This is a genomic window from Cupriavidus oxalaticus (assembly GCF_038900635.1).
GTDB classification, from domain to species: domain Bacteria; phylum Pseudomonadota; class Gammaproteobacteria; order Burkholderiales; family Burkholderiaceae; genus Cupriavidus; species Cupriavidus oxalaticus_B.
On sequence record NZ_JAYMRX010000037.1, the window covers coordinates 15,690 to 29,369 of the forward strand.

Genomic DNA, 13,680 nt, shown 5'->3' on the forward strand with positions numbered 1-13,680 from the left:
TGCCGACAGGATCCTGGCAGCAGCTATCCAGCGCGGCGTGATCCTTCCTTTCCTGTCTCCGTGGGTCAGTACTGGCGAGACCAGGTGGATCTCAGGCGGAGCGCTGCGCCTCGATGCGTGCTTGGATGTGAGCCATCCACTCCTCACGCGTCATGAAGCCCGACTGGGCCTGTACAGAAGCTTGCGTGCGTGCACGGATTACATCCTCAGATTCGGTGACAAGGTCGAGTTCCCACCAGGTCGGCTGGCTCACGTACCATTCTGTCGGCGTGTAGACCTCAATGCGATTGCCTTCCGGATCGGCGACGTAGAGGCTCCACGTGTTACCGTGGTCTTTTTGTTGGAGGATGGAGACGCCTGCCTCGTGGAACGCAATGGCAAGCTGCTTCAGGTCCGACAGACTCTCGACCGTGAAGGACAGTTGATTGGCTCCCGGCCACTCCGGCTTGCGGCCGTTTGCAAAGACGATCTGGTGATGCTCTTCGGGGTCACCGGTCATGAAGATCACGTGGTGTCCGGCCTTGGCGGTGCCGATATCCGACACAACCATGCCAAACCAGCGCGAGTAGAAGCGGGCGAGCAAGTCGGGGTCGAACGCGAAGATCCCCGTGTGACGAAAATGCGTCTTTGGCAAGGCAGCCATCATTATTCCTCTGGTGTTGAAGCTGGATGGAGAAGCGGCACGAGTGCGTCACAAACCGCCCATGGAGTTGAAGCCTGCAGCAGCAATTCGTTACATGAACCGCCGCCAGAGATGGGACCACTCTATTGGACAAGGCTTCTTATCGAAAGCCATCTTTTCTCCGCCAGCATGACCTCAAGTCATGGAAGATCAGGATTTTCGCTGGAGTCTGCAGGGGGATTCCGGGGCCATGATGGGACGGCTGTCGTCTCCCTGACCGCCCACTTTGCCTGACCTGAGCCACGAACTGCGGGACGCCGTCACGCCCTCGCGGCGATACCAGGGACGACCGACACCGCCACCGCGCGCGCCTGCTCTCGGGCCCGCGCGCGCAGGCGCGAGGCCGCGAGGCCGAACACTTCCTTGAGGATCAGCTGCAGCGTGCCGCGTGACAGGCCATTGTCACGGTGCTCGCGGCCCTCCCGTCCGATCACCGGCAGCAGCAAGAGTCGAGTCTCCCCCGGCTGCGGCGTCGGCGCCAGCCCATGGGCGCGGCGGAAGCGCGCCAGTTCGACAAGCAGCCCGCTTCGTACAAAGACGACTCGGCAGCGATGGCTCAAGAACGATCCGGCGCCCGCCTGCCTCAACAACATCTCCAGTGTCCCGCTGCAGCAGGCATTGCGACATCTCGACAAAGCCTTCAGGAATTTCTACGCTGGTCGGGGACGGCATCCCCGCTTCAAGCCAATGGATGCTCTGCAGAATTACGTAATGATCGCCAAAATCAGCGTCCGGAACGGTCGGCCGCCGTTGCGCGTTTGGGGATTCCCAACGCGTCCTGTCCTTCGAGCCATGTCATCAAATGCTCCCGGAAACCTTCGGCCGCAGGGGAGGCCGCGCGAACGGCGGAATAGTACAGACACACCTGGCGCATCACCTCAGGATCCACAATGCGCCTCATTACCAAGCCGAGTCGATTCGCAAGCAGTCCCACGTAGGCAGGCGCCAGCGTCAGGGCAATACCCGCCGCGGCCATGCCGAGCGCGGTACTGATGTTGTCGACGACATCAACCGGGGCGATGCGCTCGCCTTCGGCGGCGCCAGCGTGCATCAGCGACACGTTGCGCTCATAGTCGTGACCGGCGGCCACTACGGCGTGCTGGCGAAGCTCTGACCAAGAGACTGTCTTGCGCTTCGCTAGCGGATGGTCCGGCGCGCACCACAGTACCCAGGAACTCTTGAACAGACTGATACGAGTTACGCTGTCGTCGACGTACTGATCAGGTCCGACGGCGATGTCTACGTCTGCATTGGCGACCATGTCGATCAGGTTGTCCACCGCGGCATCGCGGATCCGGATCACGACCTTCGGGTGGTGCTCGGCATAGGCCCGAATCGCCTCGGGCAGGATTGTGCCTGCAATCACCATCGGCGCCGCGATACGCACGACGCCGGCCGCTCGATTGCGGATATCGTCGGCCGCCGACTGCGCGAGTTCCAGATGCTTCAGCACGCTTCTGGCTGGCGCCACGAATTCCCGGCCAGCGGGAGATAGGGTGACGCTCCGCGTCGTGCGATCGAACAGGCGAAATCCAACGGCCGACTCCAGCTCGGCAATCAACTGGCTGACCGCGGATGGCGAGAGGCTCAGGCGCTCGCCCGCCCTGCCGAAATTGCGGACGTCGGCAACGGTGAGGAAGGCCGTGAGCTGCCGGGGAGTGAAGCGCGGGGCGGGCATTGCATATCCGGCGATTAAACAGATTGGCTTAATGATAGGCCATGATTCATCGTTTGTCTTGCGGGATGACCCGATGCAGACTGGGGCCGCTGTGAAAACGACCTCAATCAGGAGACATCCCCCGTGGCACACCCGATCATTGCGCCCTTCGACGCGGAAGCTGCCGTCGAGGATCGAGCCTACGCCAAGGTAACGTGGCGGCTCATCCCGTTCCTTTGCCTGTGCTTCATCATCGCCTTCCTGGATCGCGTCAACATTGCGTTCGCAAAGTTGCAGATGTCCTCCGACCTGGGCTGGAGCGAGCAGATCTATGGCCTTGGCGCCGGCATTTTCTTTTTGGCCTACTTCATCTTCGAGATTCCCAGCAACCTGGCCATGCACCGGGTAGGCGCACGTCGGTGGATTGCGCGGATCATGATTTCGTGGGCCATGCTCACGGGCGCTATGGCGTTCGTCAATTCGACCACCGCGTTCTATGTGGTGCGGTTTCTGATCGGTGCCGCCGAGGCGGGCTTCTTCCCGGGCATCATCCTGTACCTGACGTACTGGTATCCTGCTAACCGCCGGAGCCGCGTCATCGCGACTTTCATGACCGCCATCCCGATCGCCGGCGTGCTGGGCGGACTGCTGTCCGGTTGGGTGCTGTCGTCGTTCAATGGCCATGCGGGACTTGCGGGATGGCAGTGGTTGTTTCTGATCGAATGCGTGCCGTCCGTGATCGTTGGTGTCGCCGTCTTGTTCTACCTTGATGACGGCATCGACAGCGCGAAGTGGCTCAACGCCGACGAGCGTGCGCTGCTAAAGGTCAATATCGAGGCGGATCGCAAGCAGAAGACCTCGGTGTCGCTCCGCGATGCATTCCAGCGTCCCGTGGTGTGGCTGCTCGCCGTCGCGTATTTTGGTGCAGCGATGGGGCAATACGGCTTCAGCTTCTGGCTCCCTTCGATCATCAAGAACATGGGCGTGTCCTCGGCGCTCAATGTCGGGCTGCTTTCAGCGGTTCCGTACGTGTTCGGCATTGCAGCGATGCTCGCGGTCGGGCGTAGCGCTGACCGGCATGGCGAGCACCGTTGGCACTATCTCATCCCGTGTGCTGTGGCGGCCGTGGGCCTCATCGGGAGCGCCTACTTCAGCCACGACCGCATTGTCGCGCTGACCGGATTGACGGTTGCCTGCATGGGTCTCCAGTGCCTGGCGCCGGTGTTCTGGCGCGTGCCGACGTCGATTCTCGGCGGCATCGCCGCGGCGGCCGGCGTGGCGCTCATCAATTCGATTGGCAACCTCGCGGGGTTCGTCAGCCCCTATATGGTGGGCTGGATTGCCGACCGCACCGGCAGCACGAATGTCGCGCTGTATGTCATCGCGGCGTTCCTGATCCTTTCCAGCTTGATCGTCTTCTGCCTCAAGAGCGGCGGCGGGCGAAAGAATCCCTGATCAACAACCCTGTTGGGCAACGTCGGAATTATGAATTCATCATTCGAAGCCTTCCTGGCAGCCGTCACAACGGAGCTGGGCGCCGAAGCGCTCGTGCGCGAGCCTTCCATTGCCTCTGCCTTCGCCGGAGACTGGAGCGAGGCGCCCAAGGTCACGCCGTCTGTGGTCATCTTTCCCCGGACACCGCTGCAAGTGGCCATGGTGCTGAGACTCTGCAGTGAATTCGGGCAGCAGGTCGTAGTGCAAGGGGGCTTGACGGGGCTCGCGGGTGGCGCCACGCCGCGGGACAGCGAGGTTGCGCTTTCGCTGTCGAAACTCAACGGCATCGAGTCGATCGACGTGGTTGGCGGCACCGCCACGGTTCAGGCCGGCGTGGTGCTGGAGGCACTGCAGCAAAGTGTTGAAGAGCAGGGCTGGTATTTTCCGCTGGATCTCGGCGCCCGCGGCTCATGCCAGGTTGGAGGTAATGCTGCGGTGAACGCGGGCGGCAACCGGGTGATCCGCTACGGCACGATGCGGGATCTCGTGCTCGGCATTGAGGTGGCGCTGCCCGACGGGCGGCTGCTCACAATGCTCAATAGCGTGACGAAGAACACCACCGGTATCGATCTCAAGCATCTCTTCATTGGCAGCGAAGGCACGCTAGGCGTCATCACCAGGCTCGTTGTGAAGCTCTTTCCCAAGCCGGAAGGCTCGTGTACCGCGCTTTGCGCACTGTCTTCGTTCGATGCCGCTGCCAGGCTGATCCGCTTGAGCCGAGCCGCACTGCCGACGCTGTCCGCCTTCGAGGTGATGTGGAGCGACTTCATGACGGCCGCACAGGAGGTGTCGGCACTGCGGCCGCCGTTCGACCAATCGTATCCCATCTATGTCCTGATCGAATGCCTGGGCGACCACGAATCCGCCGAACGACGGGCGCTCGAAGCATTTCTCGAGCGGGCGATGGAGGCGGAAGTCGTGGGCGACGCCATCGTCGCGCAGTCGCTCGACGATGCGGCCGGGCTGTGGGCCTATCGCGAGTCTGTCGGCGAATTGCTGTCGCAGATGAAGCCCCACGCGGCGTTCGATGTCAGCGTGCCGATGGCGTCCATGGAGACATTCGTCAAGTCCACGCGCCAGATGCTCGGCGAGGCGTTCCCCGGTCAGCGCCACTTGTTTTTTGGGCACATCGGGGACGGCAACCTGCACGTGCTGTCCGGTCCCCATGACAGTGCCGATCTGCATCGCGTCGAGGAACTGGTCTATTCGTCAGTGAGGCGCGTTGGCGGTGCCATCTCTGCCGAGCACGGCATTGGCATCATCAAGAAGGAATTTCTGGCCTACAGCCGTTCGCCGGAGGAACTGACACTGATGGCGGAACTGAAGCGGCTGCTCGATCCGCACGGTACCTTGAATCCCGGCCGAATCCTGTAGGCGAGTGACCGGAACGGCGCCATGGGTACTTTCGTCAGCAGCATCTCGCCAACGGACCTGCTGCACCATATTCGCGCCAAGCGTCGCGAGATCCAGTCCGGCACGGATACTCTCGCAGAGGCGGGCGACCGGGCGGCCCAGTCTCTGACCGAACAGCTCAGGCATGCGCTCACCATCGGCTCGCCGGTCGACATTGCGGTCTTGCTGGGATGCGCGGCCGAGATGTCAATGTTCCCTCTCACCACGGTGCTCGAGCAATGCACTGCCGCCATCAGGCTGGCGAATCAGCCGGCACTGCGCGGCGTGGTATGGGCCGTCCGGCATCGCCAGTCAAGGGCGCCCGCGTCAGCACGGACACTATTTCTATGACAGGCTCGAGAGCCCGAGTCGTCGAAGTGGGAACCGGATCGGTAGGCCTGGTCACTGACATACGGCGCCACCAGGCGCGAATGGAGCGTGCCGAAGAACCCGGAATCGCCATGGCGCGCGTTTTCCTCGATCAGGATCTGCTCATAGCGGAAGTCCTCGACGCCGGCGCCGCCGTATTTCTCCTCGGCCCACATCAGCAGGTAGCCCTGTTCGCCCGCCTTGCGGAACACCTCGCGGTCGACGCAGCCCTGCTCGCGCCAGCGCTCGCCGTGCGGCCCCACCTCGCGCTGGTAGAAGCGGCGGGCGGATTCGCGGAAGGCGTCGTGTTCGGCTTCGAAGATCAGGCGTTGCATGGCTGGAGTCCCCTTCTGGTGTGATGTGCGGATCGGTTGAGTGTCTGCCGTGCCGCTTGCCTGAGGTTCGTCGGAAAAGATGATTTTTCTGCAAACCATGCCCCGCCGAGGCTGGCGGGATAGACCGTTCAATGCAATTTTATTGATATGAACTGAAGATAACTTTCATTTACCCGCGGGCATGGTTTGTACCAATACTGGAAGCTCAGACACCTATTCGATGGAGCGGGAAAGCATGGAAGCCATCCTCTGGATTGCGCTGGCGCTGGCGCTGGTGGCGTTGGGAGGCACTGTCACCTGGCTGGTCGGCACGCGGGTACCGGAACCGGTATTCGAGCGTGCCCAGCGGCATGGCCGTTTCGCCGGCCTGGAACCGAGACCGCCCCGCCGGCCGCGCGGCGGCAAGCGCGTGCGGCAATACCGGCTCGTGCCTGCAGGCATGCCTGGCTGGGCGGCACCGGCGGCACAGCCCGTGCCGGTGCGCGCCTGATGCCGGTGGCGCCTGCTACAGCGGCACGTCCCAACGCTGCGACCAGTCCGATTCTTCGCGCACGATATCGCGCAGGATGCGCACGGCCTCCTGCGTCGTGCCGGCTGGCGTCCTGGCGCAAACCAGGAACACCGGATACGAGAAGTCCGATGCGCTGTCGACTCGCGTCAGCACGCCGCTGTCGAGGTAGCTCTGCACGACCCGCGTGCGGAAATAACCGCTGCCGCCAAACTGCAGGATGTACTGCAACGCCAGCGGTCCCAGGTTGAAGTACAGCGACGCGCGCGCATGCTGGGGCAGCACGCTGTCATGCTGGCGCCGGAATTCCGGTCCCCAGTCGACATAGACATAGGGACCATCGCGCTGGGTCGAGCGGATCAGGATCAGTTTCTCTTCCATCAGCGCCTCGACGTGCATGCCGGGCGCATACTCCGGCTGGTAGACCAGTGCCGCGTCGAGCGTGCCCGACTGCAGCTTGGACTGCAGCGCCTCGCCCTCCCCCACTTCAGCGCGCACCGCCAGCGCCGGCATCTGCTGACGCAGGCGCGTGGCCCACAGCAGCACCAGCGGATTGCCCAGGCTGATCTCCGCGCCGAAGCGGAACAGGCTCTCCAGCCCGGCCGGCAGCGGTAATTCGCGGCACGCCGCCTCCCAGGTCTGCACCAGCTGGCTGGCATAACCCAGGAAACGCTGGCCGTCCGCGGTCAGGCGCGCGCCGGCCTTGTTGCGCTCGAACAGCCGGCAGTTCAGCTGCGATTCCAGGCTCTTGATACGAGCCGTTACCGCGGTCTGCGTGACGTGCAGCTTGTCGGCTGCCGCCAGCAGGCTGCCGGTACGCACGACTTGCAGGAAGGTGCGGGCGAGTTCGATGTCCATGGTGGAGAGGTTCAGGCCGTGTGACGAATTGTAGGCAACGCGTGGCGCATTTGAGAATTGGCTCGTACACATGCGGATGTACATCTGCTCCAATGCCGCTATACTTTGTACCTACAGGATGTACATGGAAGTCACAATGCCTTTTACCCGGATATTCCGCAACGGCAACTCGCAGGCGGTGCGCATCCCCGCGGAGCTGGCGTATCCCGACACTGACATGCCGCTGGAAATCGAGCGTATCGGCGATGAGTTGCGCATTCGGCCCGCGCGGCGGCGCCTGACCGGGCTGCTCGACGTCTTCGCCGCATTCCCGGACGACTTCATGGCGCAAGCGCGCGAAGACCAGACTCAGGCTGAGCGGGAAGGGTTCTGATGGCCAGGTATATGTTCGACACCAACATGTGCATCTACCTGATGAAGCACCAGCCACCCCAAGTGGCCGAGCGCTTTGCCCAATGCTTCGAGGGAGATGTGGTCCTGTCCGCGATCACCCTGGCCGAACTGGAATACGGCGTCAGTGTCTCGGGCGATCCCCCGGCAGCGCGGCGCGCGTTGGAGGCGCTGGTCGCGCGCGTACCAGTGCTGCCGCTGAATGCGGCGGCGGCGCGGGGGTACGGCCCGATCCGTGCCGCTACGCGCGAGCGCAAGGCAGATGCACTGGACAGGCTTATCGCGGCACATGCCATTGCCGAAGACCTGACTGTGGTCACGCGCAACGTCCGCGACTTTGCCGCATATCCGGGTCTGCGCGTCGAAGACTGGACCGCGGCGCCCTGAGTTGCGGCGCCGGGCAGAAAGCCTCGTCGGGAAACTTTGCGCCAACTCAGCGCGACGACTGTGCCCGCACCGCCGCTGGCGTGGCAACCGGCACAGTGCCCGCCATCGGCCCCGCCGGCACGCTGCGCGCCTCGCGCGGCTGCCGTAGCGGCGCGATGCCTTCCGGCTGCTGCCACGCCACGCCATTGTCATAGCCGGTGGACACGGCCTCGAGGTAGCCGGGGGCGAATTTCTGCTCAGGGGTAACAGCCGCGACCGCCGGGGCGGCGGGCTGCGGGGCTTCGGCCTGTGCACAGGCGACACTGTTCAGGCACAGCCCCAGTGCGCGCAGCAGCACGACGGCGCGGCGCGTGCGGTGCAGCAACTTCTTTTGCGGGCGCGAGGCGGCCTGCCCGGGTTGGCATGGGGATTGGGGGTTCATCGGTGTTCTCCGGGAAGCCATTGCTGGCAGGTGGGACAACGAGCATCGGCGCCGCGCTCGCTGTCCATTCCGCAATGACCGTGCCACCACCACTACGCCGGCTGCAGCGCGGTGTCGGGCACTTTCCCGGGCCTTTCCCACAATCACTCGTTGGCGCCGCACCGACGGTCAGCCAGAAGCTGTCGGCATCCGTCCAACACCGCCACCTGGCTCAGGGCAGGTAGCCGAGCAGTCGCCACCAGAGGTAATCCAGCGGCAGCAACACCACCACCGTGATGGCCGCCAGGGCCAGGCACAGCCGCGTGCCATGGCGCAGCCCGACGCCCCCCAACTGCATCGCGATCACGATCGGCGGCGACTGGTAGGGGAAAAATACCGTGGAGAACACCGGCACCTGCAGCATCAATACCGTCTCCAGCGGCAAGCCGGTGGCGCTGGCAAACTCCCGCGCCAGTGGCGACAACACGGCCGGCAGGCTCGGCAGCGTGGTCATCAGCCCTATGCTGGCGCCCACCGCCCCGAGCGCGCCGACGTTCGCCACCGTGTGCCCCGGCGTCAGCTGCAGCCAGTGCAGCAGCGCCTGGCTGACAGCGGTGCCCAGGCCGGTCGATTCCACCACCGCGCCAAGTCCGAGGAAGCCCGCCACATAGAGCAGCGGCACCAGGTGGACCTGCTCGGCCAGCGCTTTGGACGAGACCAGCCCCACGCCCGGCAGCAGGCAGACGATGCCCGCGGCCAGCGCAATCCAGGCCGGCGAAATGCCATGCAGCGCGTCGGTGGCAAATCCCGCCACGGCGATCGCCAGGATGATCGCCAGCAGCCGCTCCTGCCGGCCCATCGGCGTGCGCGCTGCCGCCGGTGCCGCCACCAGCGGGGCGTCGTGCGGGAACAGCCGGCACACCAGCCAGACCAGCACCACGGTCTTGAGCAGGCCCAGGACCGGGAAATGCAGCAGCAGATAGCTGCCGTAGCTGAGATTGATGCCGTACAGCGAACTGGCCGCGCCCAGCAGCACGCTGTTGGGGATATTGGCGGGCAGGATGGTGGTCGGCGCCATATAGCTGGCCGCGGCCACCGTCAGCACCAGGCCGATGCGGCCGGTGGAGCCGGGAGCCAGGCCCACGCGGTCCGCCAGCGCCAGCACGATCGGGACCAGCAGCAGCACGCGGCCGGTGGTGGACGGCATCAGGAACGCGAGGCCCACGGCGCTGGCCGCGACCAGCGCGACCAGTTGCGGATACCCGTGCATCCGGCGCTGGAAGATGGCGTCGGCCAGCCGCAGCGCCAGCCCGCTGTTGCGCAGCGCCACGCCGGTGACGGCGCCGCCGAACATCAGCCACCACGCGGGCGAGGCAAAGCCGCTGAACACCACCTTGGGCGGCGCGATCTGGAACACGACCGCGCACAGGAAGAACAGCAGCGTGGCGGTGGGCTCGGGCAACGCGCCGAGCGCCCAGCAGCACACGGTGGACAACACCAGCGCCGCGGCCCAGACCAGCGCCGGCGGCGCGTCAAGGGCGTGGCCGGCGCTCAACACCAGCGCGATGCACGCGCCGATGGCCAAGGCAGCCCTGGCGGATTGCAGCAGGCCAGGGTCGGAAATGGTGTCGGGCACAGGACGGGCGGCGGCCAGCGTGGCATCCGGACCGGCCAGGCCGAAGCGAGCCGCGGCGCGGCGTACGAATGGAGGCATGGAAGAACATCTCGTCTATGGCGCCGGTCCCATGCCGCGCGCGATTTCGGCGGGCCGGTGCCTGTTCGTCAATCGGCCGGTCCCGTTCCGGGGCGCGGCCGCTCGATGTCAGCATCGTAGGCCGGGCCCGATTGGCGGAGTTACACTAATCAGGCAATTTCTTACGATTTCATGCCACGCGACGCCTCCGCTCCTGCCCTGCCTGCCGTCTCGCCTGCCGCCCCGGCCCGCCGCCGCCCCGTCTACTCCCCGGTGCCGCGCGCACGTCCCAGCGCCGCCGACCCGGTGATCGCGCACCTGCGCCGCCCGCCACCGAACGCGGTGATCCACCCGCACCGCCATCCGTGGGGCCAGCTGTCGTTCCCGATCAGCGGCAGCCTGCGCATCACCGCCGGCGGCACCACATGGCTGGTGCCGGCGATGCGCGCGGTCTGGATCCCGCCCGACGTGGAGCACAACGTGGTGGTGCTGGGCACGGTGCGCTTCTATGCCTGCTATATCGCGCCGCAGGCCTGCGCGCTGTCGGCCGATTCATGCGCGGTGCTGGAGGTGTCGCCGCTGTTGCGCGAGCTGATGGAAGCCCTGGCCCATGACGACACGCTCGGCGAGCGCCGCCGCCAGCTCTGCGCCAGCCTGCTGGTGGAAGAACTGGCGGCCGCGCCCACGCTGTCGCTGGGGCTCGCGCTGCCGTCGGACCGGCGGCTGCAGGCGCTGTGCCACGCGCTGATGGAAGATCCGGGCTCCAGCCTGACGCTGTCCGAATGGGCGGCTCGCACCGGCGCCAGCGAGCGCACGCTGGCGCGGCTGTTCGAAAGCGAGTTGAAGACCAGCTTCGGCAGCTGGCGCCAGCAGTTGCGGCTGGCCCATGCGATCGACCTGATGAGCCGAGGCCGGCCGCTGGCGCATGTGGCCGCGGAAACCGGCTACGCCCACGCGGGCGCGTTCTCGACCATGTTCCGCCGCGCGCTCGGGCAAACCCCGCGCGACTTCATGGCGCGCCGGCGCCGCGTGCTGGCCTGAGGTGACGGTCGGCGGCGCGCGAGCGCCGCTTCAGGGCTTCACCGCGGCGGCCAGCACCGCCGGCATCGGCACCTCGAAGCCGCTGCCGCGCATATAGCCGGCGACCGTGCCGCGCAGCACCGCCCGGATCTCGTCGCGCGCCCGCGGGGTCTGCGCGCGCAGCGTGGCGGCGGCGCGCACGGTGCCCTGCGCGAGCGCATCGAACAGCTGGTCCGGCGTGGAAAAGCGCCACACCTGATGCACGTGCCGGCACGTCGGGGCGACAAAGCCGGCCTGCTGCAAGGCGTTGCGGCACTCGTTGGGATCGCTGTAGAGAAAGAAATTGGGCCCCGCCGGCAGGTCGACCTCCATCGAGCCATAGGCGCGGATGGCGGCATAGACCGCGCCGAAGCCCACCGCGCGTTCGGGGGCATCCCACACCGTGAAGGCGATGCGCCCGCCGGGGCGCAGCACGCGGAAGGCTTCGCGCAGCGCGGCATCGGGATCGGACAGGTGGCACATGCCGAAGCCGTCGACCACGGCATCGAAGCTGGCGTCGCCAAAGGGCAGCGCCTGCGCGTCGGCCTGCTGGTAGTCGATGTCGGGATAAAGTTTGCGCGCCAGCTCCACCTGCGCCAGCGAGAAATCGATGCCGATGGCCTCGGCGCCGCGCCGCGCCGCCGCCGCGGCGATATGGCCCGAGCCGCTGGCGACATCGAGCACACGCAGCCCGCTGCCGACGCGTGCATCGTCCAGCAGCGCCTCGATCGATTGCCGGGTCACGTGCGACAGGTGCTCCTGGTAGCGGCTGACGACTTCGGGGTTCTCCCAGCCAGCCAGCTCAAAGGCTCGAAACAAATCTCCGGTGTGATCCATGCCCCCCTCCCAGGCGTCGGTGTCCAGGCTGCGGTTTGGGCGGGGACGAAGCAGGCACGATTGATGCGCCGCCCCCCTCCAAGCGAAGTATAGTCAGCGCGGCGCCGGCGCAATGGTCGGGCAATGGACCCCGGAGGCGCGCGGCCGCGCGGGCTCGGGCCGAACGCTGACCCGACCCACTCGGCGCGGGCCGGCCTGGAACAGCCGCTATTTCGCCCCGCTCACACGCCAGACGACATTGCCGACGTCGTCCGCCACCAGCAGCCCGCCGCGCTTGTCGATCGCCACGCCCACGGGCCGGCCGCGCGCATTGCCCTCGCCGTCGACAAAACCGGTCAGCACGTCGAAAGGCAAGCCGTTCGGCCGGCCTTTGCTGAAGGGCACGAAGATGACCTTGTACCCCGCCAGCGGCCGCCGGTTCCAGGATCCGTGCTGGCCCACGAACATGCCCTCGCTGAAGCGCGCCGGCAGGCTGTTGCCGGTGGCAGCCGCGAGCCCCAGCGGAGCGGTATGCGCGCCGACCGCGTAGTCGGGCACGATGGCCCGGGCCACCAGGTCGGGGGCCGGCGGCTTGACGCGCACGTCGACATGCTGGCCGAAGTAGCTGTACGGCCAGCCGTAGAAGCCGCCATCGCGCACCGTGGTGATGTAGTCCGGCACCAGGTCGCTGCCGATCTCGTCGCGCTCGTTGACCGCGGTCCACAGCGCGCCGGTGACCGGCTCCCATGCCAGGCCGTTGGGATTGCGCAGGCCGCTGGCGAAGATGCGGTGCGAGCCGTTGCTGGGATCGACCTCCCAGATGGCGGCGCGGCCCGCTTCCTTGTCCATGCCATGCTCGGCCACGTTGCTGTTCGAGCCCACCGTCACGTAGAGCTTGCTGCCGTCGCGGCTGGCGATGATGTTCTTGGTCCAGTGGTGATTGAGCGGCCCGCCGGGCAGGTCCACCACCTTCTGCGGCGCCGCGGCGATCTGGGTCTGGCCGGGCTGGTACGGGAAGCGCAGCACCGCGTCGGTGGCAGCCACGTAAAAATCGTTGCCGACCAGCACCATGCCGAACGGCGAGTTGATGTCCTTCAGGAAGATCGAGCGCTGGTCGGCCACGCCGTCGCCGTTGCTGTCGCGCAGCAGGGTGATGCGGTTGGCGCTGGGCGTGCCGGCGCCGGCGCGCTTCATCACCTTCTTCATGATCCAGCCCTTGATGCCCTTGCCGTCGTCGGGCTTGGGCGGCGCATTGCTCTCGGCCACCAGCACGTCGCCATTGGGCAGCACGTAGACCCAGCGCGGATGATCGAGCTTGTCGGCAAAGGCGGTCACCGCCATGCCCTCGGCCGGCACCGGGCGCTGGCCTTCGGCCCAGCCGACGGCGGGCGCGATCTTGACGGTGGGGATGGCGGTCTGGTTCGGCGGCGGCAGTTGCGGCGTGGGTCCGAAGCCGGCCTCGGAAGGCAGCTTGGCCGATTCGCCGCACGCGCCCAGCGCCGCGGCGGCGCCCGCCAGCAGCGCTGCGCCGCACAAGCGGGAAGAAGACGGTGAGGGCTTCGGCAGCGGCATGATCCGGACTCCTCGGGCGAGGCGGGATACGCCCGCTGCTTGGACTATAGGATGGGTGCCGCCGCCCC

General features: G+C 66.2%; 14 protein-coding genes and 1 pseudogene. 6 read left to right on the forward strand and 9 right to left on the reverse strand.

Translation table 11 applies throughout. The features are described 5' to 3' along the window. Positions 1-91: 91 nt before the first annotated feature. The 3 genes from VSR71_RS32780 to VSR71_RS32790 form a co-directional block, all read right to left on the reverse strand. On the reverse strand, positions 92-646 hold the full coding sequence (locus VSR71_RS32780; RefSeq protein WP_342917723.1) for a VOC family protein: 555 nt from the start codon (positions 644-646) through the stop codon (positions 92-94). A 296-nt stretch (positions 647-942) separates the two neighbouring features. Continuing rightward, entirely contained in the window at positions 943-1,242 is a 300-nt protein-coding gene (locus VSR71_RS32785; protein WP_428979483.1) for a hypothetical protein, read from the reverse strand. A 164-nt stretch (positions 1,243-1,406) separates the two neighbouring features. Beyond that, positions 1,407-2,360 carry a LysR family transcriptional regulator gene (locus VSR71_RS32790; protein ID WP_342917724.1) on the reverse strand — a complete coding sequence of 318 codons (954 nt, stop codon included), beginning with the start codon at positions 2,358-2,360 and terminating at the stop codon, positions 1,407-1,409. Between the two features lie 123 nt (positions 2,361-2,483). On the opposite strand from VSR71_RS32790, the gene VSR71_RS32795 reads away from it, so the two are divergent. Both VSR71_RS32795 and VSR71_RS32800 read left to right on the forward strand, forming a co-directional pair. Further along, positions 2,484-3,794 (forward strand): MFS transporter, encoded by a 1,311-nt coding sequence (locus VSR71_RS32795; RefSeq protein WP_342917725.1) that lies wholly within the window; start codon positions 2,484-2,486, stop codon positions 3,792-3,794. Between the two features lie 30 nt (positions 3,795-3,824). After that, positions 3,825-5,207 (forward strand): FAD-binding oxidoreductase, encoded by a 1,383-nt coding sequence (locus VSR71_RS32800; protein ID WP_342917726.1) that lies wholly within the window; start codon positions 3,825-3,827, stop codon positions 5,205-5,207. A 425-nt stretch (positions 5,208-5,632) separates the two neighbouring features. Here VSR71_RS32800 and VSR71_RS32805 read toward each other — a convergent pair. Beyond that, positions 5,633-5,929: pseudogene (locus tag VSR71_RS32805) on the reverse strand (acyl-CoA dehydrogenase family protein); the annotation flags it as partial. 235 nt (positions 5,930-6,164) lie between these two features. On the opposite strand from VSR71_RS32805, the gene VSR71_RS32810 reads away from it, so the two are divergent. Further along, positions 6,165-6,419: a hypothetical protein gene (locus VSR71_RS32810; RefSeq protein WP_342917727.1), complete on the forward strand. Its 255-nt coding sequence runs from the start codon at positions 6,165-6,167 to the stop codon at positions 6,417-6,419. Between the two features lie 15 nt (positions 6,420-6,434). Here the strand turns inward: VSR71_RS32810 and VSR71_RS32815 are convergent, their stop codons facing one another. Further along, the gene (locus VSR71_RS32815; protein WP_342917728.1) at positions 6,435-7,295 is read right to left on the reverse strand and encodes a LysR family transcriptional regulator; all 861 of its coding nucleotides are present in this window, start codon (positions 7,293-7,295) and stop codon (positions 6,435-6,437) included. 124 nt (positions 7,296-7,419) lie between these two features. On the opposite strand from VSR71_RS32815, the gene vapB reads away from it, so the two are divergent. Continuing rightward, positions 7,420-7,668: a type II toxin-antitoxin system VapB family antitoxin gene (gene vapB / locus VSR71_RS32820; protein ID WP_428979484.1), complete on the forward strand. Its 249-nt coding sequence runs from the start codon at positions 7,420-7,422 to the stop codon at positions 7,666-7,668. Continuing rightward, positions 7,668-8,072, forward strand: a complete 405-nt coding sequence (locus tag VSR71_RS32825) for a type II toxin-antitoxin system VapC family toxin (protein ID WP_342917729.1) — start codon at positions 7,668-7,670, stop codon at positions 8,070-8,072. The genes vapB and VSR71_RS32825 overlap by 1 nt, the downstream gene beginning before the upstream one ends. Positions 8,073-8,118: 46 nt before the next feature. Here VSR71_RS32825 and VSR71_RS32830 read toward each other — a convergent pair whose 3' ends face one another. Both VSR71_RS32830 and VSR71_RS32835 read right to left on the reverse strand, forming a co-directional pair. Further along, the gene (locus tag VSR71_RS32830) at positions 8,119-8,493 is read right to left on the reverse strand and encodes a hypothetical protein (RefSeq protein WP_342917730.1); all 375 of its coding nucleotides are present in this window, start codon (positions 8,491-8,493) and stop codon (positions 8,119-8,121) included. Between the two features lie 211 nt (positions 8,494-8,704). After that, positions 8,705-10,186: an SLC13 family permease gene (locus tag VSR71_RS32835; protein WP_342917731.1), complete on the reverse strand. Its 1,482-nt coding sequence runs from the start codon at positions 10,184-10,186 to the stop codon at positions 8,705-8,707. Positions 10,187-10,357: 171 nt separating this feature from the next. Here VSR71_RS32835 and VSR71_RS32840 point away from each other — a divergent pair, with 171 nt between their 5' ends. Beyond that, on the forward strand, positions 10,358-11,206 hold the full coding sequence (locus tag VSR71_RS32840) for a helix-turn-helix transcriptional regulator (RefSeq protein ID WP_342917732.1): 849 nt from the start codon (positions 10,358-10,360) through the stop codon (positions 11,204-11,206). Between the two features lie 30 nt (positions 11,207-11,236). Here the strand turns inward: VSR71_RS32840 and VSR71_RS32845 are convergent, their stop codons facing one another. After that, positions 11,237-12,061 carry a class I SAM-dependent methyltransferase gene (locus VSR71_RS32845; protein WP_342917733.1) on the reverse strand — a complete coding sequence of 275 codons (825 nt, stop codon included), beginning with the start codon at positions 12,059-12,061 and terminating at the stop codon, positions 11,237-11,239. Positions 12,062-12,268: 207 nt separating this feature from the next. Beyond that, complete coding sequence (locus VSR71_RS32850; protein WP_342917734.1) at positions 12,269-13,612, reverse strand: sorbosone dehydrogenase family protein; 1,344 nt, start codon at positions 13,610-13,612, stop codon at positions 12,269-12,271. Positions 13,613-13,680 lie beyond the last annotated feature (68 nt).